21 protein-coding genes and 1 pseudogene are annotated in these 26,413 nt (G+C 52.1%); 13 read left to right on the top strand and 9 right to left on the bottom strand.

Going from position 1 to position 26,413, the window contains the following annotated elements; translation table 11 throughout:
* Positions 1–15: 15 nt before the first annotated feature.
* Positions 16–1,515, bottom strand: coding sequence for a DUF4331 domain-containing protein (locus ACO0LH_RS06640; protein ID WP_422940242.1), 1,500 nt, complete (start codon positions 1,513–1,515; stop codon positions 16–18).
* A 174-nt stretch (positions 1,516–1,689) separates the two neighbouring features.
* Between ACO0LH_RS06640 and ACO0LH_RS06635 the strand changes: the two are divergent.
* Positions 1,690–1,824 (top strand): annotated as a pseudogene (locus ACO0LH_RS06635) (RtcB family protein); the annotation flags it as partial.
* 39 nt (positions 1,825–1,863) lie between these two features.
* On the opposite strand, the gene ACO0LH_RS06630 reads toward ACO0LH_RS06635, so the two are convergent.
* From ACO0LH_RS06630 to ACO0LH_RS06610, 5 genes are all read right to left on the bottom strand, one after another.
* On the bottom strand, positions 1,864–2,724 hold the full coding sequence (locus ACO0LH_RS06630; RefSeq protein ID WP_422940241.1) for an ATP-binding cassette domain-containing protein: 861 nt from the start codon (positions 2,722–2,724) through the stop codon (positions 1,864–1,866).
* Entirely contained in the window at positions 2,724–3,524 is an 801-nt protein-coding gene (locus ACO0LH_RS06625) for an ABC transporter permease (RefSeq protein ID WP_422940240.1), read from the bottom strand. The genes ACO0LH_RS06630 and ACO0LH_RS06625 overlap by 1 nt, the downstream gene beginning before the upstream one ends.
* 76 nt (positions 3,525–3,600) lie before the next feature.
* Entirely contained in the window at positions 3,601–5,397 is a 1,797-nt protein-coding gene (locus ACO0LH_RS06620; RefSeq protein ID WP_422940239.1) for an OmpA family protein, read from the bottom strand.
* A 71-nt stretch (positions 5,398–5,468) separates the two neighbouring features.
* Positions 5,469–6,530: a hypothetical protein gene (locus ACO0LH_RS06615; protein WP_422940238.1), complete on the bottom strand. Its 1,062-nt coding sequence runs from the start codon at positions 6,528–6,530 to the stop codon at positions 5,469–5,471.
* A gap of 33 nt (positions 6,531–6,563) precedes the next feature.
* A complete protein-coding gene (locus tag ACO0LH_RS06610; protein WP_422940237.1) occupies positions 6,564–7,286 on the bottom strand; it encodes a hypothetical protein in 723 nt (240 codons plus the stop codon).
* A gap of 196 nt (positions 7,287–7,482) precedes the next feature.
* Between ACO0LH_RS06610 and ACO0LH_RS06605 the strand changes: the two genes are divergently transcribed.
* Both ACO0LH_RS06605 and ACO0LH_RS06600 read left to right on the top strand, forming a co-directional pair.
* Entirely contained in the window at positions 7,483–9,747 is a 2,265-nt protein-coding gene (locus ACO0LH_RS06605; protein WP_422940235.1) for an ATP-binding protein, read from the top strand.
* A gap of 6 nt (positions 9,748–9,753) precedes the next feature.
* Positions 9,754–10,446, top strand: coding sequence for a response regulator (locus tag ACO0LH_RS06600; RefSeq protein ID WP_422940234.1), 693 nt, complete (start codon positions 9,754–9,756; stop codon positions 10,444–10,446).
* A gap of 91 nt (positions 10,447–10,537) precedes the next feature.
* Here the strand turns inward: ACO0LH_RS06600 and ACO0LH_RS06595 are convergent, their stop codons facing one another.
* Positions 10,538–12,067, bottom strand: a complete 1,530-nt coding sequence (locus ACO0LH_RS06595; RefSeq protein ID WP_422940232.1) for a peptide MFS transporter — start codon at positions 12,065–12,067, stop codon at positions 10,538–10,540.
* 501 nt (positions 12,068–12,568) lie between these two features.
* Between ACO0LH_RS06595 and ACO0LH_RS06590 the strand changes: the two genes are divergently transcribed.
* A complete protein-coding gene (locus tag ACO0LH_RS06590) occupies positions 12,569–12,751 on the top strand; it encodes a hypothetical protein (protein WP_422940230.1) in 183 nt (60 codons plus the stop codon).
* 137 nt (positions 12,752–12,888) lie between these two features.
* Positions 12,889–13,287, top strand: a complete 399-nt coding sequence (locus tag ACO0LH_RS06585; RefSeq protein ID WP_422940229.1) for a glutaredoxin family protein — start codon at positions 12,889–12,891, stop codon at positions 13,285–13,287.
* Positions 13,288–13,336: 49 nt separating this feature from the next.
* On the opposite strand, the gene ACO0LH_RS06580 is transcribed toward ACO0LH_RS06585, so the two are convergent.
* Positions 13,337–15,295, bottom strand: coding sequence for a methyl-accepting chemotaxis protein (locus ACO0LH_RS06580; RefSeq protein WP_422940228.1), 1,959 nt, complete (start codon positions 15,293–15,295; stop codon positions 13,337–13,339).
* 279 nt (positions 15,296–15,574) lie between these two features.
* Between ACO0LH_RS06580 and ACO0LH_RS06575 the strand changes: the two genes are divergently transcribed.
* The 7 genes from ACO0LH_RS06575 (at position 15,575) to ACO0LH_RS06545 (ending at position 24,793) form a co-directional block, all read left to right on the top strand.
* A complete protein-coding gene (locus tag ACO0LH_RS06575; RefSeq protein WP_422940227.1) occupies positions 15,575–16,903 on the top strand; it encodes a M16 family metallopeptidase in 1,329 nt (442 codons plus the stop codon).
* Positions 16,904–16,907: 4 nt separating this feature from the next.
* Positions 16,908–18,311, top strand: coding sequence for a M16 family metallopeptidase (locus ACO0LH_RS06570; protein ID WP_422940225.1), 1,404 nt, complete (start codon positions 16,908–16,910; stop codon positions 18,309–18,311).
* A gap of 193 nt (positions 18,312–18,504) precedes the next feature.
* The gene (locus ACO0LH_RS06565) at positions 18,505–20,967 is read left to right on the top strand and encodes a prolyl oligopeptidase family serine peptidase (protein WP_422940224.1); all 2,463 of its coding nucleotides are present in this window, start codon (positions 18,505–18,507) and stop codon (positions 20,965–20,967) included.
* A 123-nt stretch (positions 20,968–21,090) separates the two neighbouring features.
* Positions 21,091–21,522: an ANTAR domain-containing response regulator gene (locus tag ACO0LH_RS06560; RefSeq protein WP_422940223.1), complete on the top strand. Its 432-nt coding sequence runs from the start codon at positions 21,091–21,093 to the stop codon at positions 21,520–21,522.
* A gap of 109 nt (positions 21,523–21,631) precedes the next feature.
* The gene (locus tag ACO0LH_RS06555) at positions 21,632–22,984 is read left to right on the top strand and encodes a sensor histidine kinase (RefSeq protein WP_422940222.1); all 1,353 of its coding nucleotides are present in this window, start codon (positions 21,632–21,634) and stop codon (positions 22,982–22,984) included.
* Positions 22,985–23,010: 26 nt separating this feature from the next.
* On the top strand, positions 23,011–23,766 hold the full coding sequence (locus tag ACO0LH_RS06550) for a LytR/AlgR family response regulator transcription factor (protein WP_422940221.1): 756 nt from the start codon (positions 23,011–23,013) through the stop codon (positions 23,764–23,766).
* A 220-nt stretch (positions 23,767–23,986) separates the two neighbouring features.
* Positions 23,987–24,793: a TatD family hydrolase gene (locus ACO0LH_RS06545; RefSeq protein WP_422940220.1), complete on the top strand. Its 807-nt coding sequence runs from the start codon at positions 23,987–23,989 to the stop codon at positions 24,791–24,793.
* Positions 24,794–24,799: 6 nt separating this feature from the next.
* On the opposite strand, the gene ACO0LH_RS06540 is transcribed toward ACO0LH_RS06545, so the two are convergent.
* Positions 24,800–25,366, bottom strand: coding sequence for a hypothetical protein (locus ACO0LH_RS06540; RefSeq protein ID WP_422940219.1), 567 nt, complete (start codon positions 25,364–25,366; stop codon positions 24,800–24,802).
* A gap of 191 nt (positions 25,367–25,557) precedes the next feature.
* Here ACO0LH_RS06540 and ACO0LH_RS06535 point away from each other — a divergent pair, with 191 nt between their 5' ends.
* Entirely contained in the window at positions 25,558–26,367 is an 810-nt protein-coding gene (locus tag ACO0LH_RS06535; RefSeq protein ID WP_422940218.1) for an AraC family transcriptional regulator, read from the top strand.
* Positions 26,368–26,413 lie beyond the last annotated feature (46 nt).

Raw genomic sequence — 26,413 nt, 5'->3', positions numbered from 1 at the left:
CTGATGTTGGTCAGATTAACGTTTCAACGCACCAGCTATCGGTGTTTTCAGGTAAGGGAAGCTGTTGTCAAAGAAGCTGCTGTCCAGATAAGCACCATCGGTAAAGTCTATCGCGCCAGCGGGTGCATCAGCAGGTACGCAACCTATGCTCAGTACACACAGACGGCCCATGACGACGCGCAAGGCGATATCAACAACGTCATCACCAGGGCGGCGACCGTTCGGGAAACCCGCATTGTCACCAGCGATGACACCCAGACGATTCTGCGAGGCGCTGACAGGTGTGGTCGTGTTCAGGCGCAGCATTTCAGACGGGGTGACCGTGGCTGGTTGATTGACACCCTTGATACCAGTCAGGAAAGCAGCAACCAGATCATTACGCGGGAAGTTGGTAGGGGCTTTGACACCAGCACTGCCAAACAGGACTTCGACCAGGGCTGGCAGGGTCGGGTTGGTCACATAGGTCAGGAACTGCGTATCACCGCTAGGTTTGCTGTGATTGAACTGATCCTTGTCTTTGAGGCCGATGACCACTTCATTCACCAAAGGCATGCCCAGACGTGAAACCTGCGTCCATGCGCCGCCTTCCTTGGATGCTGTGCCTGTATTTGGTGTCGGATTGATGGCACGGCCCTGACGCAGGCTGGCGGTCGTCCAGCCGCCGATGACGGCTTCCTTGCCATTGGTCAGGCAGGCTGTCGGCACTTCCATTTCAATTGCCGTGATATTTTTCAGGGCCAGATCATCATGGCCGGATTTTTCTGCATTCGGGTCGAATGCCGTGGCAGGTGCCTTGATATTGATCAGATCAAAAGTTTCGCCCAGATTCACCACGAACGGGTCTTTACGCTGGCCAACAAATACCTTGCCTGGCGTAGAGCAGCCTGGGATATTAACTGCAAATACATGCTTGGCGGCATAACCGGCATAGTCAGGGATGGATTTATTGCCGATATAGTCGACCGGCTTGTCAAAGGTGGTGGAACCCGTTGCCGCATTCGTCACGGCCTGGCGTGTACCTGTGCGGCGGTCGCCCGTCACCATGGTGACCGTGTAGGTTTCACGTACATTCAGGCCAGCTGGATTAACACCATCAATCGCACCGCCATTGATGACCAGGGGGATGGAGACTTTTTTGCCACCCACCGTAAACTGCGCATCATTATTGGTATTGGTAAAGCGGAACTGGAAAGTCAGATGTTCTTTGCCATCACCGACATTGTCGATATGGATTTCATACAGGGCATCCGGGTCCAGGGAGAAGTAATTCGGGCCGCCGTAGGCATCTTGCAGGGGGGAGTAATTGGCAATCAGGGTAGTAAAGGCAGCGCGGTTGGCTTCATAGCTGCGGAACATATAGAAATCAGCAGCGTCGACCTTCGGGTGGCGGGTAATGAAGGGCGCTTCACGATGGCTGGATGCCTGTGCGGGCAACGCGGCGATGCTGCTTAAACTTCCAGCGGTGACTAGGGCGAGCAAAATCTTGTTATTGAACCTTGATGTTATATGTCTCATGACCAACTCCTGATTGTGGGGAAAGAATGACAGTTTTTACTACCAAAAAACGCTACGGGCATTCTTGATACGCAGGCAATCACAATTTGGATGCAGTTATTTAAAGAAATCACACAATTATTTTTATTGCCATGTTTTGACGTTTCTTGTCTTGCTTTTAAGAAAGTGTTTGCGTTGCGTGAAGAGCGTCGCATAGAAGAAGCACCGCAAGCCTATAAACCCATAGGCCCCGTGATTGCTGCGCAGGAAACTGCCGGCCTGATCCAGGCCGCAGTCAAACTCAGGTCATGGGTGACGTTCAAGGCCTGATCCTGATAGCCCGGGTTGACAACCTGGGGCTATTTTCATTCACAATTCCCTGAAACGCCGTTTCAATTCCATGCTCAAGGTCATGAATTCTGGTGTGTTTTCCATATTCGTATGCCAGGCGAGGCCACGTTCTATCAGGTCGTAACGGTATTTGATGTGGGCACCGGCGATGGCTTTGCCGTCCTTGTCATGATCACGACCCAATAGCCAGATGGTATCGGCAATGGTGATGCAGGCATCGATATCATGGCTGACGACGATGATGGTGTTCAATTCATCCTGCGTGGATATCTTCAGTATGGTGTCGCAGACTTTCGATTTTGCCAGTGGGTCCAGGCCGGAAAAGGGTTCATCCATCAGCAGGAAATGTTCACTGCACAGTGTTTGCTGGGCAATCGCGATACGCTGGCGCTGGCCGCCTGACAATGCTGCCGGATAGCAAAAGGCCTTGTCGGCAAGATCAAAATCTTCCAGCAGGCTGATAGCCCTGGCTTGTGCCTGTGCCTTGTTGCGGGTCTTGTGACTGGCGGCGACCATCAGGTTACCCAGCACGGTGCGGTGCGCCAGCAAGGGGTAGTTTTGTGCCACGACACCCACTTCGCCGGGAGTGACCGGAGTCTTTTTGCCATTCAGGAAAACCCCGCCTGAATCTGGTTTTTGCAAACCGGCTATGCAGCGGAACAACTGGGTTTTACCTATGCCCGATGGGCCCAGCAGGCAAACCACCTGACCCTGATGGACACCATCCCTGATCAGGTTATCGATATGGGCGCTGACATTGCTTAAGACCGGGCCGTCGTGACTGACACAGACCTGCTCTATGCTGAGCAGGCGTGCGCCTACACTATAAGGCAATGGCGGTAGCGAGGCCGCCAGGGATAAGTAAGGTGTGGCATTCATTATGTAGTCTCGTTCTTGTCAAACCTGGTGTAAGGGCAGATGACATCACGCAATTTGCGCAACAGATAATCCTGCCCCAGGCCATAGGCGAGTATGGTGATCTGTATGGCAAACACGGCACTTAGCTGGAAATAGCGGTTCTGGTTCAACAGTAATGTACCGATACCACCTTCAGAACGTGCGAGGCCTTCCACCATGGTGAGCAGGGTCCAGCCTATGGCGGCGTTTTGCCTGACCAGATCCAGCAAAGTGGCTGATTTGCCCAGCACCACCAGTTCATAAGTAATGCGCCAGTTGCGCATGCCCAGGGTCTTGCAATGATCTATTGCCTGTTGCGGTATGGTCTGCACTTCTGCCATCAGTGCCGTCACCATCATTACCGTGGTGCCAAAGGTCAGCAGTGCCAGTTTCAATTCATAGGCGTCGCCAGTGAGGAGCATGAACAGATAACTCAAACCTGCAAAACCAAGAAAGCGCAACACAGAGGTAAAGCGCGCCAGTGGCAAAAATACGGGGGCCGTGCTGGCTGTGGTGATCAGCAGGGCCAGGCCGGTAGATAGCAACAGTGACAGCAACAAAACCTGAATGCTGGCCCATAGCTCGGTCAGCAAATTCTGTTGCGCCTGCATCTGCAACCAGGCGTGCGCAATGTCCTGTGGGCCGGGCAGGACTTTGGCATTACTGAAACTCCACAGCAGTGCCGCAACGACCAGCTGTACCGCCAACAGACTGCGCGCTGCACCAAATGGTGAATAGGGCAGGAAGGCATTTTTGATACCGGTATTGAAATGGATGGACATGATGCCTGATGTTGAATATGGTGCAGGGACTATTGCTACTGCCCCTGCACCTTGCTGTCACGATGCTGCAAGTGACTTACTCATTGCTGGTCTTGATCAGTGCCACTTCGACGCGGCGGTTGTGGGCACGGCCTTCTGCGCTATTGTTGTCGGCTATGGGCTGACTATCACCAAAGGCGCGCACGCGTATGCGGCCTTCAGGAAATTCTGATGCTGCATTGGCTTGCAACCAGTTGCGTACTGCATCAGCACGTTTTCTCGACAAAGTCAGGTTGGCATCGGCATTGCCTATCTTGTCGGTATGACCGCTGATCTGTATCGCCAGGCCGGACACTGCCATCTGATTGAGCAAGGCTTCCAGGGTTTCTGCCGCTTCCGGTTTGAAACTGGCTTTGCCGGTTTCAAATTCTATCGCCCAGTTGCGTTTGGCAAAGGTTGCCAGTGCCGGTGCATTCTGGTCAAAACGGGGTGTGTCAGCACGTGCACTGGTGGTTTTCGCAGTCGCAGCCAGGGCTTTCAGGTAGCTGGTGTTGACCACTTTGTCATAGGCAATGACAGCGGGCATATCGTCGGGGTAATATTGTTTTGCGATATCGCCAAAGACGTTATAGACACGTTGATATAAGTTGTCATTGCCATTCAAACCGAACAGGAACTGGTTATCAGCCAGATTGCTGGAGGTGGAACCACCAAGGCGTATGTCCAGGCCCTTGCGGTCTTTTTCTACGACACCTTTGTAATACTTCATCCACCATTGCGCAGTTTCTTCTTTCGCTACCTTGGCAACAACGGCGCTGGCTTTCAGCAATTCAGCATCACTGCTGCGGATAGCGTCCGTTGCTTCAAAGGCAGCTGCCAGCAGGTTTTTGACATATTCAGGATTTTGCGCCATCCATTGACGATTACCGATGATGGTCGCAGGCATCTGCCACATATATTCGCGGGTGGACGCCACTGCTGCCAGGCCACCCACTTCACGTGCTACCTTGACGTCACCTGGTGTCCAGGTGGCCGTGCCGTTCTGACATACCTTGCGGCGTTCGCCAGTAGCTTTGCCGTTGCGTATCACAGGGCGTACTTCACAGGCACCCTGGTTGGCGGCAGCGATGAGTTTTTCATCCGATTCGGCAAACGAGGCGACGCTGACAAAATTGATGGCGTCCGCGTCATAAGTTTTCACGTCAGGATTGACGGGGATTTTATTGTCAGCAGCATATTTCATGCAGATATTCCAGTCACCATCGCGCAATACGGCACCGATCAATGAGCCACGTGCTTTCTGCGGATTGGTTGCCACTTCGGCGGGTAACATGCATTTGTCTTCACCACGGGAGTAACCGAGTGCACCTATCACTTCCAGTTGCTGGCCCAGTTTGTTCATGCTTTCCTGCGCAGCAGCGAAATAGCCGGGGCCACCATCACCCATGATGACGACAAAGGCCGCACCTTTATCGGGATAGGCAATACCCTTGGCAACTTCACCGGCAAACACGGCTTGTTCAGCCAGCATTTGCGCATAATCATCCTGGCGCTCAAGCTTCAGGTGTACACCATGTTTCTCCATCAGACTGCCGCGTGCCGTGCTGGCATCTCCATTGGCATAGTGGATGGAAGCTTCAGCATTCCAGGGCAATATCAGCATTTTCGCTTCATAGGCTGTAGTGGCAGGTGCCAGTGTAAACGCTGCGCTGCTATTGTCTGCATTGACAGCGTTCGCTGCGTTGGCAACCGGTAAATCAATGGTGCCGGGAACGGCAGTTTTGCTGTTCCAGATTTTCAGGCTGCCATTGTGTTTGATATAGGTATTCACGCCGTAGATGCTGGCACCGACAACGGCGGCAATCAATAACAGACGTGGTAAAGGCTTAAGCATATTTTTCTCCTTGTAGATGCTTGTCTTGCTTCAGTGGATGGCGGCTGGACACTCCATACGCCATGCCAGTTTCATTGCTGGTCAAACCATTGTTTTGGTGATGGTTTGCGGTAGTTGCTATCTTTGCTGCTGTTAGTGTTGTCAGGGCTGGCGGAGTTGGCAGGATGCGTATGACCCGCATAACTACCCTCAATGATCAGCCGCTTCTGGTCTGCACCCAGCAGGATGGAATCGCCACGTTTTTCCCATTCCTCTATCATCTTCATGGCACTGGCTTCATACACGCCGTTTTGTAAATCTATCGTGCTGACAAAGGAATCTGACAAACGGACGAAGTCTTCGATTTCACCTATCTTCATTGCATAATCATTGGCCAGGTATTCATTCGCCATATCAAACATGGCACGTGCGTCAGGGTCACCATTGATGATGCTGCGTGCCGATTGGATGGCAGAATAGGCAGCATCAGTCATTTGCTTGCGGCGTTTTTTGACATCTATCTCGCGACGTATGTCCTTGATCAGGAACAGCGAAATTTCCTGGTATTTCACCAGCACCGAATACAGCAACTGCATCTTGGTCAGCAAATCCTGATAGGTGATATTGGCCTCTTGCATGCGGCCAGCCTGGCGTGACTCTTCAGCAATCACGATGGTCTTGCCAGCCTTGCTGGCTTCTTTCACCATCATCAAGGACTTGTTGCGCACGGTTTCATTGCTGCGTATTTCTTCCTGGCAGGCGCGTATCATCCCGGCCAGGCTGGCAATGCGTGTGTTCATGTTGCCCAGCTTCTTTTCCAGCTCAGATACATAGCTGTGCATGATGCCTATCGGATCGATTTCGACGAACAGACGGGTGATGGCACGCATCGCACTTTGATACAGGTAAGACCCCAGACGCCAGAAGCGGCGGTCTGTCACGACATAAGTAAAGGCAATGGCCGTCACACCCAATACGCCGGCATACAAAGTGTTTTCCAGCAGGGTGATAATTTTGGGCAGGCATTCATACAAGACATAGCCGGCTGCGCCAATTATGCTGACAGCGACGATCTGTCCGGTCACGCCTTCGGGACGTTCCCAAAAAGATTTGGGTTTATAACTAGAAGGCACGCCGGGTATATGTTCATTCATGATATTTCTCTCTTGGTGGTCTTTTGCGATGTTTCAGACTGTCACGCCCAGATGGCGCGTCACTCTTTGCTGGTCCGCTTCCAGACTTGCTCTCACGCTGGTTGCCGCAGTGCTGAAATCCTGTATGGTTTTTTCAATGGCACGTTTGCGCATTTCGGCTTCACGTTCCAGTTCAGCAGAGCGGGTTTGCTTGTGTTCCAGGTCTTCATTAATTTTCTGTATACGCAACTCAGTTTCCTTGCGCAGGTTTTCAATTTGCTGACGGCCCTGGCTTACTGCGCTGTTTAAAGCGTTTACTTCTGCAATGCGGGCATTGATTTCATCGTCTTCTGCGCTGCGCGACTGCCCCGCAAAGCGGGTCTGCTCTGCTGTCAGCACATCCATATGCGTGGCAATTGCCTGTACCACTTGCTCTACCGTGCGCTGCTGGGTTTTTTTCAGTACAGCGAAGGCAGAGCGGTAACGGGTTGCTTCATCCATGGGCAATTCTGCAAGTGCTTCAATGGCTTCTTTCAAAGCCGAGTAAGCAGTGGGTCTTTCCAGAATCAAGGCCAATAACTCTGCCGTCATGGCATTCGCTGGCTGGCTGTTTGGCGTGGCCGCGTCAGATTGCTTATCTGTTCTTTCTGTCACAGATATTTCCACGGCTGTGGTGCCTGCATTTTGTTGCGTGCGAAGTGGCGTTTCGTCCTGCCAGACCAGATCTTTTGCACCATGTAAAAGCCATGCTGCCAGGCCTTCTTTTCTATCGTTCATTTTTCTCTCCTTCATGTTTTTGCCATGAAAGAAGCTTAGCAACGAAGGCGTAAATGCTGAGTAATGACTTTTGCGATGAACGTAAACAGGAAGTAAACAAGACTGCAATCTGTGTGGTAATCGCCAGGCAGGATTACCGCTGTCGCTTGCTATTTTGAACTGCGCTATTCGGCAGGCTTGGTTTATACTGATTTTTATGAACCTGAAATCAACTGCAAGCGCAGAAAAGCAAGGTGGCAAGCTGCGCATTTATTTTGGTGCCACCAATGGCGTCGGCAAGACCTATGCAATGTTACAGGCGGCCCGTCAACAGCAAATGCTCGGCCGTAAAGTCTTGTTCGATATCGTCGCCGTGCAGGCGACAGAGGTACTTGCGCTGCAAACCGAGTTACTGGCCTTGTCAGGACAGGCTGGGTCTGACGGGGAAAGCCTGCCTGATTTCCAAGGGGTCTTGAAAGCCCCTCCTGATTTGCTGGTGATTGATGAACTGGCGCAAAGAAATTATGTTTTGCCGGAAGAAAAAGCGCAGCCAAATACGGCACGTTGGCAAGATGTGCGTGAGCTGCTGTCGGCAGGCATTGACGTTTATACGACCGTCAATGTACAAGACCTGGAAGGCTTGCACGCGGCAGTCACCGCCATTACCGGTGCGGCAGTCAATGCGACCATACCTGACGGCATGTTTGACAATGCTGATGAAGTGATCCTGGTCGATTTGCCTGTGGATGAATTGATCGCCCGTTTTCAGGCCGGTAAATTGCGCGGCGGTAGCGACGCTGTGCCGCAGCTTCGCAAAGGACATCTGATGGCCTTGCGTGACTTGGCAATCCGACGCCATGCTGACCGCAATAATGGTGAAAACCAGGTTGCCAAGATCGTACGCCGGCCTAAAGCTGACAAGTCAGCCATTCTCTCTAAGACGACCAGTACGCCTGTATCTGCCGGGCGCAAGCGTTACGCCTGGGCTGTCGCGGCAATCCTGGCTACGGTATTGATTGCCCTGCCTTTGCGCCCTTATCTGGATCCGGCAAACAGTGCCTTGCTGTTGCTGCTGGGCGTGTTTGCGGTTGCCATGCGGCTGGGACGAGGGCCTGCTTTACTGGCAAGCGTGCTGGCAGCACTGAGTTTCGATTTTCTGTTTGTCTCACCGCGTTATTCGTTCTGGATAGATGACTGGCAGTATCTGCTCACGCTGGTACTTGTGCTGGTAGCTGGTGTGATGGCTGCCAAGCTGACGGCTGATATCAGCGTGCAGGCGGGGGTGGCCGGATACCGTGAACTGCGTGCGAATGCCCTCAATGAATTTGCACGCGCCTTGTCTGCTGCCTTGCAGACAGAACAGATTTTTGATATCTGCCGCAATTTTATTGAAGACGCGTTTCAAGCCAAGGCCAGTCTGCTGCTGCCAAATGCAGAAGGCCGCTTGCAATATCCGGCGGTGTTCGGGCCAGAATATGACAACGTCGTCAATATGAGTGCGCTCGATATGGAAACCGCACAATGGTCATTTGACCATGCCGAGCTGACCGGGCCGACAAACGATGTGCAGTCCGGCATACTTTACCTGCCGCTGGTTGCCCCCATGCGTACGCGCGGTATACTGGCGATACAGGCTGATGTCAGGCACTGGATGCAGGTACCTGAACAAAGAAAGCATCTTGACACTTTCGCCGCCCTGGCCGCGATTGCGCTGGAACGTGTGCACTATGTTGACGTGGCCCAGGATGCGCTGGTCAGGATGGAGTCAGAACGCTTGCGTAACTCCCTGCTGTCGGCACTGTCACATGATTTGCGTACACCTCTGACATCGCTGGTGGGTTTATCAGAAGCCCTGTCCTTGTCAAAACCCGCGTTAGACCCCCAGCAGCATGAACTGGCAATGGCCTTGCGTGATGAAGCCTTGCGCATGAGCCGTCTGGTCAATAATCTTCTCGACATGGCGCGTATAGAAAGCGGTGAAGTCAAACTCAATCTGCAATGGCAGGCGATACAGGAAGTAACGGGCAGTGCAGTGCGTGCCTGTAAACTGTCATTGGGTCGGCACCAGATACAGGTCAGCATGGGTGAGCAGATACCATTGCTGCGTTATGATGCCGTGTTACTGGAGCGCGTATTATGCAATTTGCTGGAAAATGCCAGTAAATACACACCGTCAGGCACGATCATCACGATTGCCGCCGAAGTTGCCGACGGCATGCTGGTGGTCAGTGTTGCTGATGATGGCCCTGGTTTACCCGCTGGGCGCGAAGAAGCGATTTTTGAAAAATTTGCACGCGGTGAGCGTGAATCGGCGCAACCAGGCATGGGGCTGGGTTTATCCATTTGCCGCGCCATCATTGCCGCACATGGTGGCCGCATGCTGGCACGTCAGGCGCAGCAGGGTGGTGCCTGTTTTGAATTTTATTTACCGCTGGGCACAGCAGAAGACTTGCATGCCCTGGCCGCAATCGAGATGGAATAAGTTGGCATGAGTGAACCCTGTAATGTTGCCCTGCTGGTCGAAGATGAGCCGCAAATCCGGCGCTTTGTGCGTATGTCGCTGGAAGCAGAAGGCTGGCAAATACATATTGCCGAAACCATGATGCGTGGCCTCATTGATGCCGGTACCCGCAAACCTAACCTGATTGTCCTTGACCTGGGTCTGCCTGATGGCGATGGTCTTGATTTCATACGTGATGTGCGTAAGTGGTCACAGATACCCATCATCGTCTTGTCGGCCCGTGACGATGAAAACATCAAGGTCAAAGCACTCGATGCCGGTGCCGATGATTACCTGACCAAGCCTTTTGGCGTCGCAGAATTGATGGCCAGGGTAAGAGTGGTCATGCGCCGCCAGCGCCCCGGTGATGGCGATGGCACGCTACAGTTTGGTGACGTCAGGCTGGATCTGAAAGCGCATTTGGTGACCAAGGCCGGACAGGTGGTGCATCTGACGCCGACCGAATACCGTTTGCTGTCAGTGCTGGCAGCCAATGCAGGCCGTGTGGTCAGCAACCCGCAATTATTGCGCGAAGTCTGGGGGCCATCGCATACTGAAAATGGACATTACCTGCGCATTTTCATGGGGCGTTTGCGGCAAAAACTCGAAGATGAACCGAACCTGCCGCTGTATCTGCAAACCGAAACGGCTGTTGGCTATCGCCTGTTGCTGCCGAGCTGAAATAGAGGGGCCGGTCAGGCAATAAAAAACCCCGTCAGTATCATCTGGCGGGGTTTTTTTATTTGCAGGGCAAAACAGGTATCAACTGATATTAATGGATACCGTGCATTTTCTTTTCCATCCATTTATTCATGAGCATCAACACCACACCCGCAACAATCGGGATGAGCGTAAAGATCAGGAAGAAAGTGGATAAGGAATAGGTTTCAGAAATATGATCGATATAGCTGCCTGTGGAACCAGCAATTTTATTTGCAATGGCGGTGTTCAGGAACCACACGCCGAACATCAGGCCCAGCAGGCGTGGTGGCGCCAGCTTACTGATATACGACAGGCCAACTGGCGAAATGCAAAGCTCGCCCATGGTATGGAAGAAGTAGGCAGCAATCAGGAAGACCATGCTGACCGAAGCGGTCTTTGCACCGGCAGGGATGCTGGATGCACCATAAGACAGGGCGGCAAAACCCAGACCCAGTAAGATCAGGCCGACACCAAACTTGATCGGGCCGCTTGGCTTCCAGTATTTTTCCCACATCTTGGAAAACATCGGTGCCAGGATAACCAGAAAGAAAGAATTCAACACACCAAACCAGGTCGCAGGTACGCTGGATTGATCAAGAGCGAATTCACGCTGCAACATCCAGATCACCAGTACCCAGATCAGGCCGATACATATGACCAGCAAGGCATTCGATAGCAGATAGCGTTTTGCCGTACCTGCGAACAGCTTGATCAACAACCATGACAGGATAACGGTCGGTATCACTGTCATCAGACTGTTGACGATCTTGAACAGCATGCCGCTGGTACCAACCAGTGCGCGGTCGGTATAGTCAGAGGCGAAAATCGTCATCGAGCCACCGGCCTGCTCAAAAGCAAACCAGAAAAAGATCGTGAAGAAAGAGAATACGCAAATTGCTTTCAGACGGTCAGAGACGATATGGGGAGCAGCTTCTTCGACTTCAACAACATCCTTGCCTTGTTGCGACTTGGCCAAGCCAACATCGCCGAAAATGCCCTGGCCGAAGTAAAACTGGATCGCACCCAACAGCATGAAAGCACCTGCCAGACCAAAACCCATAGGCCAGGAAATTTTTTCACCAATATAACCGCACAGGAGAATACCGAAGAAAGCACCAGAGTTCACACCCATGTAAAACAGTGTGTAGCCACCATCACGGCCACCTTCATTGTCCTTGGTATACAACTGGCCAACGATGGCGGATATATTTGGTTTGAACAAACCTGTACCCGCTACCACCAGCGCCAGGCCGGTATAGAACATCGTTGGGGTATCAAACAACAGGCAGGCGTGACCGGCAGCAATGATAAAGCCACCCAGAACGACAGAGCGGCGGCTACCCAGTACCTTGTCGGCAATGTAGCCACCGAGAATAGGGGTCAGGTAGACCAGGCCGGTATACCAGCCATACAGGGCCGTTGCATCGGCACGTGTCCAGCCCCAGCCACCTTTGGCGGCACTGGTGACCAGGAACAAGACCAGCAGGGCACGCATGCCGTAGTAAGAAAACCGTTCCCACATTTCTGTAAAGAACAGCACAAACAAGCTATCCGGGTGACCCAGGATAGTGTGTGCACCTGGCGTTTGAATTTTGTTCAAAGTGCTCTCCATGATTTATTTTGTCTAAAAGAAGCTGGACCGCAAAATTTTTTTCAATGCGTATCCTGAAATGATCTGAATTGAGTCAATTCGGCGCGTAGCTTACCACGACAAAAAATTCATATAGAAAGACATATGTTGCGGCGCAGCAAAGCTTGATATATTTAAAATGACTGAAATTTACTTTTAGACCAGCTTCTGCATAGGCATTTCTGCTTACACTTACTTACAAAAACAGTATTAAAAGTGCAAATATTTAGTACTTTCGTATGGTGTGCAAATTGCAATAAATTGCCTATAGTGCATGTCTACAATATTAATCAAATGTAAATTTCTCTACAGTCCAGCTTGTTAACATGGCCAATGCATGACCAATGCATGATCAAAGACATGGCGAACAAGAGGCTGAAATCGCTGGCAATGTATAAAAAAACCAGGTAGTTGAAAGGGTGGCAATTACCTGGGTTTGTAATACCACCTTAAAAAAACAGGAGACTTAAGATGTTTAAATCAACCACGAAAAAAATTATCACCTTGGTGCTGGCCATAGGATGCAGCGCCGCATTCGCGTACCCGCCACCGTTTTATTTTTGCAACAAGCAATGTATCCAGGTAGCACCACGTGGTTCCGTTGCCTACAACGAGTGCATGGCAGATTGCCTGGACGGTTATCCAGATTATTAAAACTGGTGGACTGTCGTCAGCCAGGGTACAAGGTATTTACGCCTGTAGCCTGAGGCTGGCTCGCTGAAAAAAGCTGACCATCAACTTCGCGTTGATGGTCACTTTCAGGTTTGAGAAAAACGATAAGGTGAGACGGTATGAAAAAAACAAAAACGATGTTTACCTATGCTTCAATTATCGCGGCAGGACTTTTGATCGGCTATGTTGTGCCGCGCGTGCCAATGCTGTTCAAGGCAGACTATGCAGAAGGTAATTACGCTAGTCATTTTCCCGATGCCAAAACGCACGTCGTCATGTACAGCACGGCAAATTGCAGCTTTTGCAAAAAGACGCGTGCCTACTTTGCTGAAAACAAGGTGGACTATATTGACCTTGATGTCGAGAAATCTGCCGTTGCCGCTTCCAGGCATGCTGCTCTGGGCGGCGAAGGTGTGCCTGTCATCATCATCGGCAACCGCTTGATACGCGGCTACCAGCCCGAGGTGTTTTCTCAGGCATTGCTGGCCATGCACAAATTGCAAACAGCGGCACAATAAGCGGCAATAAGCTCCAAGAAGGACATGGCGCGGGAATGAATGCAGGGTTTTATTTCACCTTGAATACCATCAGGGCCTGCCACAGTTTTTGCGCTTCTTCCTTCAGTGACGCGGCCGCAGCAGCTGATTCTTCTACCAGCGCTGCGTTTTGCTGGGTTGTCTGATCCATCAGGCTGATCTCAGAAGTAATTTGAGCGATACCCTGGCTTTGCGCTGACGAAGCACTGGAAATCTCCTTCAAGATCGTCGACAGACCTTGTACCGACGCCAGAATCTCGGTCATGGTCTTGCCTGCCTGTTCCACCACCCCCGAACCCAGGTCGACTTTGGCAATAGAGTTTTCTATCAATGCCTTGATCTCTTTCGACGCGATTGCGCTGCGCTGTGCGAGGTTGCGTACTTCCGATGCCACTACCGCAAAGCCACGACCCTGTTCACCGGCACGTGCGGCTTCTACTGCCGCGTTCAGGGCCAGGATATTGGTCTGGAAAGCAATCCCTTCTATGGCAGCAATGATGTCGAACATTTTTTTCGATTCGGCAGAAATATCACCCATGGTGTTGACCACCTTATCCACCTGCGTGCTGCCACGCTGGGCGGTCTGCGCTGCGGAGACGGCCAGTTGACGCGCCTGTTCGGCGTTGTCAGCGTTTTGCCTGACGGTGTTGTTGAGACTCTCTACACTATTGGCGGTTTGTGCCAGCGAGGCGGCCTGGTTTTCAGTCCTTTGCGACAGGTCGATATTGCCCATGGCGATTTCGCCAGAAGCATTGGATACAAATTCGCTGCTGTCACGGATGTGCGAAACCATGTCAGTCAGTTGCAATTGCATGCGGTGCAGCGCATACAGCATGCTGCTCTGGTCGCCTGGTTTTAATGTGACGACGGTGGTCAGGTTGCCTTCAGCTACGCTCCTGGCAATATTGACAGCCACATCCGGTTCACCACCCAGTGGTGCAATGACCAGCTTGTTGATGACAAAAACCAGGATGGCAGATACCACCAGCACACTGAGGATACCGATCAGGATGGCGGTATTGCGCAAGTAATGGACATCCGCCAGGATTTTATTAGCCGGCACACTGATAACGAAAGACCATGGTGTGGTCGTCGTGCCGATTTGCACAGGCACGTAAATACGGTTCACGGCAGACTGCATGCCTTCATGATAAAAGCTGTCGCTATAGGTTTGCCCCTGCCTGATGGCGGCCTTGGCCGCATTTGCTGCGCTGCTGTCGCCTATGTTCTGGCCCACGTTTTTGGCATCCGCATCGCCGATGTAAATGCCCTTGTTCGAAATCAGGCTGGCATAACCGGTTTCGTAAGGATGGATCTTGCTGACATCTTCCTGAAAACCAGCGACCGGTAAATCTACCGTGACAGCGGCGACAAACTGTCCCTTGACCTTGACAGGCACGGTGACGGTGGTCATGAACACATCCTTGCCGGCAATTTTGTACATATACGGTTCCAGCAAGACTTCATTGCCGCTCTTCTTCGCCAGCAGGTAATAGTCACCTGCACCTTCCTTGTCATAGTCGGTCAGTGCTTCCACCTGGGTTTTGCCACTGCCGCGGTTCCAGTACGGCAGATAGCGCCCGGTGGCATCATGGCCTTCTTTTTTCACGAATTCGCTGTCCTTGCCGTCAAAGGCATTCGGCTCCCAGATCGTACCGACGCCGGTAAATTCAGGATGGCCTTCCAGTACACTTTTCAACAGCAGGTCAGCATTGGCGCGGTCAGCTGTGCCACTGGCCTGCATCGCGCCCAGTTCAAACGCCAGACTGCGTGCGGCATGCAAAGCCAGGTTGATACGTTCTGCGACCTTGCCCGCGTTATTGATGGCCAGTTGCCGTGCATATTGTTCGGCTGAATTTTGCTGCATCGTGCTGGCCTGGTTGGTCAGCAGGCTGATGGTGACGGTAAAGCCAATGAGTACCATCGCCAGCACGGCGAAAAGCATTTTGGCGCGCAAACCGAAGCGCGTATTTTCTATTGTTGTTGTCATTGTCATCATTAATGGATGTGAAGCTGTTTCTTTAGCTGATATGCATAGTATGCCGCCTAGTTCCCGCCAGAAACAGCATTCTATGAATTCATCGTGAGAATTTGCAACGAAAGCAATTTGCAGATATGGTGTGAAAAATTCAATTTTTTACTCGTTTGATATCAAATAAACAGATGGCCGGATTTGGTAGATGTCATGAGCCAATGCTGTCGACGGGAAATCTGAACCTGGAATACTTTTTCAGGTCATAGTCATTTTAGAAATAAAGGGAGATCAACAATGAAGTGGAAAACCCTGGTTGCCGCTGGCAGCCTGTTAGGACTCTTGGGCAGTATCAGCGGTACGGCGCAAGCGGTCACCGTCGAGCAGGTGAAGACATTTACGCTGCCAAATGGCATGAAGTTTCTGGTGCTGGAAAATACCACGATCCCGAATGCGAATATGTACACTTTCTGGAAAGTGGGCTCACGCAATGAAGTACCTGGCATTACCGGCCTGTCACATTTTTTTGAACACATGATGTTCAACGGCTCTAAGAAATTCGGCCCCAAGCAGTTTGACCGCACCATGGAAGCCAACGGTGGTGCCAACAATGCCTATACCAATAATGACCTGACGGTGTACCAGGACTGGTTTCCCGCATCGGCCCTGCCAACCATTTTTGATCTGGAAAGCGACCGCATCGCCAATCTGAGCATCGACCCGAAAATGGTGGAAAGCGAACGCGGCGTGGTTTTGTCTGAACGCAGCACCGGTTTGGAAAATTCCAATCTGCGCGCCTTGTGGGGTGAAGTCTACGCGGCCGCCTTTCGCGCCCACACGTATTCGATTCCGACCATAGGTCATGAGTCTGATATCAAAGCTTGGACGCAAGATGATCTGCAACGCTATTTCAATGTCTATTATTCACCGAATAATGCGGTCGCTGTCATTGTCGGTGATGTGAAGGCTGATGAAGTCAAGCGTCTGGCTGAACAGTATTTTGCCAATGTTCCCCAGCGTGCCTTGCCACCGGTAGTGCGTACTGTCGAGCCTGAACAAAAGGGAGAGCGCCGCGTGTTTGTCCGTAAAGAGTCGGCTACTTCCGCCAATCTGATGGTGTCGTACAAGATGCCGCCGACCAGTCATCCTGATTATTATGCGCTGAGTGTGATCGCCAGCATTTTGACCGATGGCAAAACCTCACGCCTGTACCAGGCCCTGGTTGATCAGCGACTGGCAACACAGGTCGGTGCTGATCATGGCAAGGCTTTCGACCCTGGCCTGTTTAATTTCTTTGCCGTTGCTGCCAATAAGGTACCCGCCGCCAGGCTCGAAGAGGCCTTGCTGGCAGAAATCGACAAGCTGGTAAAAGACGGTGTCAGCGAAGAAGAATTGCAAAAAACCAAGAACCAGAAACTCCTGAACTTTTATCGCACTCAGGAGACCATCAATGGCAAGGCAGCCCAACTGGGCGAATACGAGGTGTATTTTGGTGGCTACAAAAAATTGTTTGATGCGCCTGATGCCTATCGCAAGCTGACTGTGGCTGATATCAAAGCAGTGGCGGCAAAATACTTTAAAAAATCACAACGTACTGTCGGCGTTCTCGCCGCAGCGGAGGAATAAGCAGATGATCAGCAAAAAAATCCTCGCACTCAGCCTGACCAGTTTTAGTCTGCTGGCCGCGAATACTGATGCCGCCGAATTTCGCCTGCCGGCATTTGAAACCAGCAAGCTCTCGAATGGCCTGACCATTTATTTAATGGAACGCCATGATGTGCCACTGATTGCTGTGCGCGCCGTGGTCAAGGCGGGTGCTGTGAACGATGCGGCGCAATCCGGTTTGTCCAATCTGACAGGCGACGCCTTGCTATTGGGCAGCAGCAAATTCGATAAAAAAACCCTGGACCAGAGCTTTGATTTCCACGGTGGGCGTATTGCCAGCAGCACCAGTGCTGAAGCCACGTCCCTGAATGCTGATTTTGCCCGCGACGATAGCAACACGCTCTTGCCCATGATTGCCGACGCGCTTCAGCATCCGACATTCAATGCAGAAGAATTCGGCAAGCTGCGTGCCCGTACTGTTGACGGTCTGAAACAAGCCAAGGAAAGCCCGCGCAACGTGGTGCAAAATTATTACCGCAGCATGTTGTATGGCAATGGTGCCTATGCCAACCCTGTCGAGGGTACAGTCAGCAGTGTCACTGCCTTGCAGACACAGGACGCGCAACATTTCCATAAAAGCTACTACCGCCCCGAGAATGCAGCGCTGGTTATCGTAGGGGATTTCAAACCCTCCGCCATGCGGACGCAACTCGAAGCCCTGTTTGGCAAATGGCAGGCTGCCGGCCCCATGCCTGTTGCCGCGGTCAAAGGAAAAGTACAGGCCGACAAGGCACGTGTATGGCTGGTAAACAAGTCAGACGCGGCTGAAACCACCTTCCTGTTCGGTGGGGCTGGTATCGCCCGCAATGATCCTGACTATGTACCGCTGCAAGTCATCAACACCATACTGGGCGGGCGCTTTACTTCGTGGCTCAACGACGAATTACGCGTTAATTCCGGCCTCACCTATGGTGCCAGCAGCGCGTTTTATACTCCTTCAGAAGCGGGCACCTTTGCCGTCTCCAGCTTTACGGCGACTCCCAAGACCGATGCGGCCCTGGCCCTGGCGACCAAGACTTATCAGCGCCTGTGGGACAAGGGCATAGATGCTGCAACGCTGGAGTCAGCCAAGGCCTATGTCAAAGGGCAATACCCGCCACGCTTTGAAACCAATCAGCAACTTGCCGGTTTGTTAAGTGAGATGTTTGTCGCCAAAGTAGGACGTGAACAGATTGATAATTTCATGCGTGATGTCGATAGTCTGAACCTGGAGAAAGCAAAATATTTAGTAGACAAACATTTTCCACGCGATAAACTACAAATGCTGTTGATTGGCAAAGCAGAAGTCATACGCGAAATTGCTGCCAAATATGGTGAAGTGACTGAGCTCGACATCACTGCCAACGGTTTTGCGCCGATAGCAAAATAATATCAAGTCATTTCTCTTTATCGGCTACACGGTAATGCAAGCAAACGCCGCTCCTGAAAAGGGGCGGTCGTTTTTTTTATTGGTACTGAATTAAAGTTGTTGCAACTCCAGTCTTCTTCCAGACCTTGTATTTTCATGGTGTCATGCTGGCGCTGTATAAATAAAAATTAAAAAATTCAAGATGAGCTCTCCTATGTTTCGCATCAAATCCCTGTTTTTCTTTGGTACGCTGGGCTTGCTTGCCTCTTCCAGCGGCCCGCTGCTGGCTGGCAATGTGGCAGAGGCAGGGTATCAACTGCCGCCAGCCGAATTGCAGGCCGTGGTCGATGCCCCGCGTGGGCCGATATTTCGGCTTGGGCCGCAGCGCAAGACAGCTTTATTGCTGAGTTTGCCTGGATTGCCCGGCATCGCCGATGTGTCGCAACCAGAATTGAAACTGGCGGGTTTGCGCATCAATCCCCGTACCCGTGCCGCCAGTCATTTTGATTTTGGCAATGGCATGAGCCTGCTTGATATCGCCAGTGGCAAGGCACGCGACATCGGCGGTCTGCCTGCCAGGCTGAAGATTGCAGAAACCGCCTGGTCACCTGATGAACAATGGCTGGCGTTCAGCATCTGGGTCGACGATGGTGTCGAACTGTGGCTGCTTGATGTGAAAAAGGCCAGTGCGCGCCGTTTGATGACAGACAAGCTCAACGCGGTGACCGGCCCCGGATTTTCCTGGACCGAAGGATCAGAAAAATTACTGGTGAGGCTGCTTCCTCTGCACCAGAAAGAATTACCGCCAGCCAGCGTGATTCCTGCCGGACCGAATATGCAGGAAAGCAAGGGCGGCAAGGCTTCACAAAACCGCACCTATCCCGACATGCTGAGGACCGCACGCGACAGTGACGTACTGGACTGGCAATTGCAGACACAACTGGGTTTCGTCAACGTGAAAGGCGAAGTCCATCGTATCGGTCACCCCATGACGCTGATCAAGTCCTTATCATCACCTGATGGCAAATTGATACTGACTACGCAATTGCGCCGCCCTTATTCCACCATGCTGCCAGTAGACCGTTTTGGTCAGCTGATAGAAATCTGGGATAACCAGGGTAAAAAAGTCAAAACCGTGGCAGAGCGCCCCATGCGTGAGCGCTTGCCAACCGGCAATGACGCAGTACAGGCAGGGCCGCGTGATTTTGGCTGGCGCAATGACAAACCTGCCACGCTGTATTGGCTGGAAGCGCAGGCCGGAGGTGACCCTGAAGTCAACAGCAAAATCCACGATGCCCTGTTCCAGCAGGCAGCGCCGTTTGATGCGCCTGCACATAAACTGATGGACATGGGCTGGCGTTTTGCCAGCATCTATTGGGGCAGTGACAACCTTGCACTGGTCACTGAAAACTGGTGGAAGACCAGGGATACGCGTACGTGGCGCATACAGCCTGGCGTGGCCGACAGCAAGCCAGAACTGCTGATCAGCCGCAAATCGGAAGATCAGTACAGCAACCCCGGTACCCCGGTGACTATCCAGAATGCCTATGGTCGCCAGGTCTTGCGCACCAGTGCCGATGGCAAAGCCATCTTCCTGACCGGCACAGGTGCCAGCGCCGAAGGTGACCGCCCCTTCCTCGACAAATTCGACCTGTCCACCAGGCAGACAAACCGCTTGTGGCGTTCACAGGCTCCTTATTATGAAGAAGTGGTGGCTTTGCTCAATGACAAGGGCAGCAGCTTTGTCAGCAGTCGTGAATCAAATGAAGAAAGGCCGAACTTTTATCTGCATGACCTGAGCAGCAATGTGGCGGCGCGTGCATTGACACAATTCCCACACCCTACGCCACAGTTCAAGGGTATCAAGAAGCAACAGATACGTTACGAACGTGAAGACGGCGTCGAACTGACTGCCACCCTCTACCTGCCACCGGGCTATGACCCCAAGCGTGATGGCCCGCGTCCCATGCTGATGTGGGCTTACCCGCGTGAATTCAAGACTGCCGAAGCGGCCAGCCAGGTGACCAGTTCACCATACAAATTCAACCGCATTTCTTTCACCGGCCCCCAGGTGATGCTGGCACGAGGTTATACCGTGCTGGATGGCCCCAGTATGCCTATCGTCGGTGAAGGCAAGAAAGAGCCGAATGACACTTATCTTGAACAGTTGAAGATGAATGCCGAAGCTGCTGTTGAAGAAGTGGTACGCCTCGGCGTGGCAGACCGCAGCCGTATCGCCATCGGTGGCCATAGCTATGGCGCTTTCATGACAGCCAACTTGCTGGCGCATACCCGTTTATTCCGTGCGGGCATCGCCCGTTCTGGCGCTTATAACCGTAGCCTGACACCTTTTGGCTTCCAGGCAGAGGACAGGAATTTCTGGACAGCGAAAAAAGTCTATCTGGAAATGTCGCCTTTTAATTATGCCAACCAGTTCAAGGACCCTATCTTGTTCATCCACGGTGAGCAGGATAGCAATCCCGGCACTTTCCCCATGCAAAGTGAGCGCATGTACCAGGCGCTGCAAGGTCTGGGAGCGGTGACACGCTTGTCCATGCTGCCAAACGAAAGCCACAGTTACCGCGCCCGTGAATCCATTCTGCATATGCTGTGGGAGCAGGATCGCTGGCTGGAAACCTATGTCAAAAATGCCAAGCCAGAAAATGGCAAGGATTGAAATTTAATTTCCTGATAAGCAAAAAGGCGGCAGATACGACAGATCTGCTGCCTTTTTTACATGAACTTACCCGGACTTAATGTTTTGCATTAATATGCATGTAACCTCTTTCAACGGTTTCCCATGCTTAAAGCTGTCATCCTGGATGCGAATGCTGTCGCCCGCAATTTACTCGCTTCCGTTCTGGTGAACGGTGGTCATGAAGTGGTGGGAGACGCCAACATCAGTCCCGCCAGTCTGGCGCGCATCATCAAGCTCAAACCCCAGGTAATCTGTGTGGATATAGGCGAAGCCGATGCGGAAGGCCTGGCATTGCTCGACAAGATACGTGCTGAACTGCCAAAAACCCTGCTGTTCCTGGTATCAGCAAAAATCGATGCGCCTACCCTGCAGGCTGCCCAGCAGCGCGGTGTACATGGGTTTATTGTCAAGCCTTTCAACTCCGTGGCGGTGCTGAGTTCCATCCGCAATACGGTACTGCGTATCGCCAAAGCACAAAGGGCACCGGCCGCCGAAGGTGAGAGCGAATCCGACGCTAATCCCGACGCCAATTGAGTTTATCCTGACAAAATCAGGTTTCATCCCTGATCTGCGAGTTTTGTCGCATTTATTCCATGTTCCCCGGTTAAACCATAGACTAAGCAAAACTGCATAAGGAATTGCGATGTCTTACCCCACCAATATGTCCCAACATTTGCATACCTCTGAACAACTCCTGCCCTCGGAAGTGACGGCCAAGAGTGAGACCTGGCTGACCCGCGCCCGCAATTACCCGGTTTTTTCCCGCACCTGGTTCCGTTACCGCGCACAGGCATGGATAGGCTTGTTTGCCATCGTCGACCTGCTGGTGTTTATGGGTAGCTGGCTGGTTGACAGCGATGTGCGCAAAACTGCCGCCGCCTTTATTCCCCTGACCTTAGGTGGAACAGCCCTGCATTTGTTTGGCCCTGCCATTGCAGTGTGGGTCAGAGGCAAGGCATTTCAGGCAAAAAAAGAAGCGGTCTTGTTGACGACTGCCTTGTTGTTTGGTGCGGCATGTTCTTACGGCGTGTTTTCTGGCGTTAGTTATTTGACCAAATACCTGGTGTTTGGCGGCGGTGATGTTGAGTTTGCCGTTGCGGGATCCATAGGCGCTACCAATAAAGACCGCAATTCAACAACAGAAAACCAGCAAGAGGCGGTCGTCAATGAAGAAGTGAAGAAAAAAACAGCGCATCCTCCTTCGGTGAAAATCGCGTTGCCAAAAGATGCGCCCGCTTTGAAAATCGCATTGCAGGGATTTTCAATGTTCATGTCTGGCGGGCTGCTCATCTACACGGCCGGTGCAGTCGACCTGTGGTATTTCTTTCGCCAGAAAAAACGCCTGCATGAAGTCATGCGCCTGCATGAGCTGAAGCTGGCGCAGGATGCCAGGCGTGAAGCAGAATTGCGCCTGTCCGTGCTGGCTGCACAGGTAGAACCTCATTTTCTGTTCAATACCCTGGCAGGTGTGCGCTCCGCGATACTGACCGAACCTGGCAGGGCCACCGCCATCGTTGATCATCTGGTTGATTATCTGCGTGCTACCATCCCGCAAATGCGTAATGATGGCAGCTCTGCCCAGGCAAGGCTGAGGCAGCAACTGGAAGCCGCCAGTGCCTACCTCGGCCTGATGCATGCACGCATCCCCCGCCTTAGCTACAGCGTGGACAGCGATGTCAAAGATGCCGCCTTGCCGCCTTTGATGCTGATTTCACTGGTTGAGAATGCTGTCAAACACGGGGTAGAACCCAAGATAGGCCCGGTACATATCAGCGTGCATGCCAGACAGCTTGAACATAATGGTGAGACCATGCTGGAACTGACCGTGGCAGACAACGGTGTCGGCTTTGCCGGCAGCAGTTCAGGTTCTGGTATTGGCCTGGCCAATATCCACGAACGACTGGCATCCATGTATGGCCAGCGTGCCAGTCTGGTATTGAAAGCCAGGCCTGAAGGTGGTGTCGCGGCAATTATCCTGCTGCCGCTGGAAGATTAAATTTAAAAAATATCAGGAAGACTTTGATGACCACCGCAATCATTGCCGATGACGAAGATTTGCCCCGCAAGGAATTACGCCGCATGCTCAACAAGGTCTGGCCAGAGCTGGAGATTGTGGCTGAATGCGAACATGGTGCCGATGCGCTGGAAACCATACACCAATCCGCACCTGACATTGCTTTCCTCGATATCCGCATGCCCGGCATGACGGGTCTGGATGTGGCGCATGCAGTGAAGGGGCGTTGTCATGCCGTATTCACCACCGCCTATGACAGCCACGCCATTGATGCGTTTGCCGCAGGTGCCATCGATTACCTGCTCAAGCCGGTTTCAGAAGCCAGGTTGCTGGAAGCCGTGACGCGATTGAAAGAGCGCATGGCCAGCAAACAACCTGTCAATGATCTTGGTCAACTCATGTCTGAACTCGACAAGCGCCTGCGTAACACGCATGTGGAACGCATACGCTGGATCAGTGCCAGTGTCGGCGACACCATCAAGATGTTCCCGGTTGAAAAGATTTTGTTCTTCAGCTCCGACGAAAAATATACCCGCGTGGTTTGCCATGACGACGAAGCCCATGTACGCAAGCCCCTGAAAGAATTGATGGATGGCCTTGATCCCGAAATTTTCTGGCAAATCCATCGTGGCGTGGTCGTGCGTGCCGATGCCATCACGCGGGCGCACAGGGATGAACTGGGTAAATATACCGTGGAATTACGCGGTATCGAAGAAAAACTCAAGGTCAGTCAGGCCTATGCGTGGCGCTTCAAGCCCATGTAGACGGTTGCTTGAAATCCCACAGTCTGGCAACAAATCACTTGATGTTTTTTCCTAACCGGATTTATGATGGCGCTGGCGTCGAACCCGGCGCCTATTTTTTATAAAACAAGATTTGGATTAATCCAGACGATTTTCTCCCGCAGTTACTGCTTCAGAATATCCTCAATCGTTGTTGATTGAGCGACCAGATAAGTCCAAAAATAACAATAACAGGAATACCATGATACAAAAACCTTCACTGATAGATATCGGTGCGAACCTGACCAATCGTCGCTTTCATGCTGACCTTGATGCTGTCCTCGATCGTGCCAAAACTGCCGGTGTGACACACATCATCGTCACCGGCACATCCGAGCGCGCCAGCCAGGACGCACTGACCCTTGCCCGTCAACATGGCGCATATCTGAGCTGTACCGCAGGCGTTCATCCGCATGAAGCAAAGAACTGGAATGCCAAGGTCGCCAAAACCATCGCCTCGCTGGCCGTGCAGAAAGAAGTCGTCGCAGTTGGTGAATGTGGTCTTGACTACAACCGCATGTTTTCACCCGAAGCCGAACAACTAGCCTGCTTCGAAGCCCAGTTGCAACTGGCGGTGGAAATACAAAAGCCCGTGTTCTTGCATGAACGCGATGCGCATGATGCTTTCTTTGCCTTGCTCAAGCAATACCGGCCACATCTGAAAGGCGCAGTGGTCCACTGCTTTACCGGCAACACAGCGCAAATCCGCGAATACCTGGATCTCGACTGTCACATTGGTATTACGGGCTGGGTGTGCGATGAAAGACGAGGGGATGATTTGCGCAAGGCAGTCAGGTTGCTGCCCAAAGAGCGCCTGATGATAGAAACCGATGCCCCCTTCCTTTTGCCGCGTAACCTGGCTATGCGGCCAGATGCTGGCCGTAATGAGCCTATGTATCTGGCGACAGTGCTGGAAGCTGTCGCCGCCATTTTACGGGTATCACCTGTGAGCCTGACACAGCAGGTGCAATTGAACACGCAGCAATTTTTTGGTTTGACTATGAAATGAGTTTTATTACTTGACCGGCTCATTTTCAACCAGTTCTGCATTAACCGGTTCCGGCGATACACCGGCATCCGCATTGCGCGCCCAGCGCAGCAGACCGATGGCAAAAGTAATGTAATACGCTGCCAGCATGCCAAACAGGAACAGCGTCAGCGGGCTGCTACTCAAGTCGCCTGGTGGCGCAGTGAAAGACTGGGTGGTGTAATACAGTGTGCCCATGCGCCATGCAATACGGCCTATCAGCAACAGCGACAGGGCAATGCCCAGGTGGGCATTGGGAGTGTAGAATTTGCCGGCTGCACTGTTTTCGAATTTGGTCAGACGGTGTCCATACATGCCCAGACCTACCCCGACACCCATACCAGCCAGCATGCCCAGCACGGTATCCATATGGGTATGTACGCCAAACAGTATCAGTGCGATGAGGATAGGGAAAACAAGGACCGTGAGAGTGGCGCGGACCTTTGAATATTTTTGTCTGCCTACCATGCGACGGACGCGCGAGACGATACGCCAGACAATAAATGCGCCTATGGCGGCAGTCAATAAAGTGGATGAAGTACTGGTAATGGCCATGATATGGATTCCGGTCTGATAGGCTTATCAATAGAGAGATGCTAATCCCACACAAGCTGCCAGCGGTGAGCTGATGAATGGGTCAGGAATGTTTGTCTCTGGAAAATTCTCGGCAAGTACAGAAAAATGCCGGAACAAAGCATAATATGGCATTCCATTTCACGTGGACTCAAACAACACCGTCTTACAAAATGATACAAAAACAATTCAAAATGCTGGCTTGCCGCATGGACGGTGTTGAAGCGATACAGGCTCATTCCAGTCTGAGCTTTGCACGTCATATACATGACCAGTTTGGGATAGGTGTCATTTCACATGGCGCGCAAAAGTCACTCAGCGGTCGTGGCATGGTGGAGGCAATTGCTGGTGATGTCATTACGGTAAATCCTGGTGAAATACATGATGGAACACCTATTGGTGAGTCTGGCCGCGCATGGAATATGCTGTATTTTGAACCGTCCCTGATTGCCGGGCTGCTGGCCGACATCAGTGAAGGAAAAAAAAGCCATGGTGAGTTTACCCAGCCAGTCATTCAGGACGCTGCCATCGCGCAGTGCGTGCAGCGCTTGTTTTCTGTCATGACCGCAGGCCCGCATCACAGCAGCGCGCTGCAACTGGAAGAATTGATGTTGCTGCTGTTTGCCGGCACAGCGCTAGCGCATAGTGACAAACCATGCACTGTGGCCGTGCCCGGTGCGATTGTCCATGCGCGCAATCTGATCGATGACAATCCTGGCGCGCTGATTACACTGTCTGATCTGGCGAATGAAAGTGGATTAAGCCGCTTCCAGCTCATACGTGCCTTCGCTAAAGCCACAGGTTTTACGCCGCATGCCTACCTGCTACAGCGCCGCATCCACCTGGCCCGTCGCCTGATCGCTGACGGTAGCCCTTTGGTCGATGTGGCCATGGCAAGCGGTTTTGCCGACCAAAGTCATATGACACGTTTATTCGTCAAGAATTATGGTATTTCCCCTGGTGCGTATGCGACATTGAATTGACCTGCCACACCTGTCTGCAATTTTGTTCAAGACGGCCTGCTGGTAA

Source organism: Undibacterium sp. TJN19 (assembly GCF_049339485.1).
Taxonomy (GTDB): domain Bacteria; phylum Pseudomonadota; class Gammaproteobacteria; order Burkholderiales; family Burkholderiaceae_D; genus Undibacterium.
Note: the sequence above shows the minus strand (reverse complement) of the source record. Positions and strands in the feature narration are given on the sequence as shown.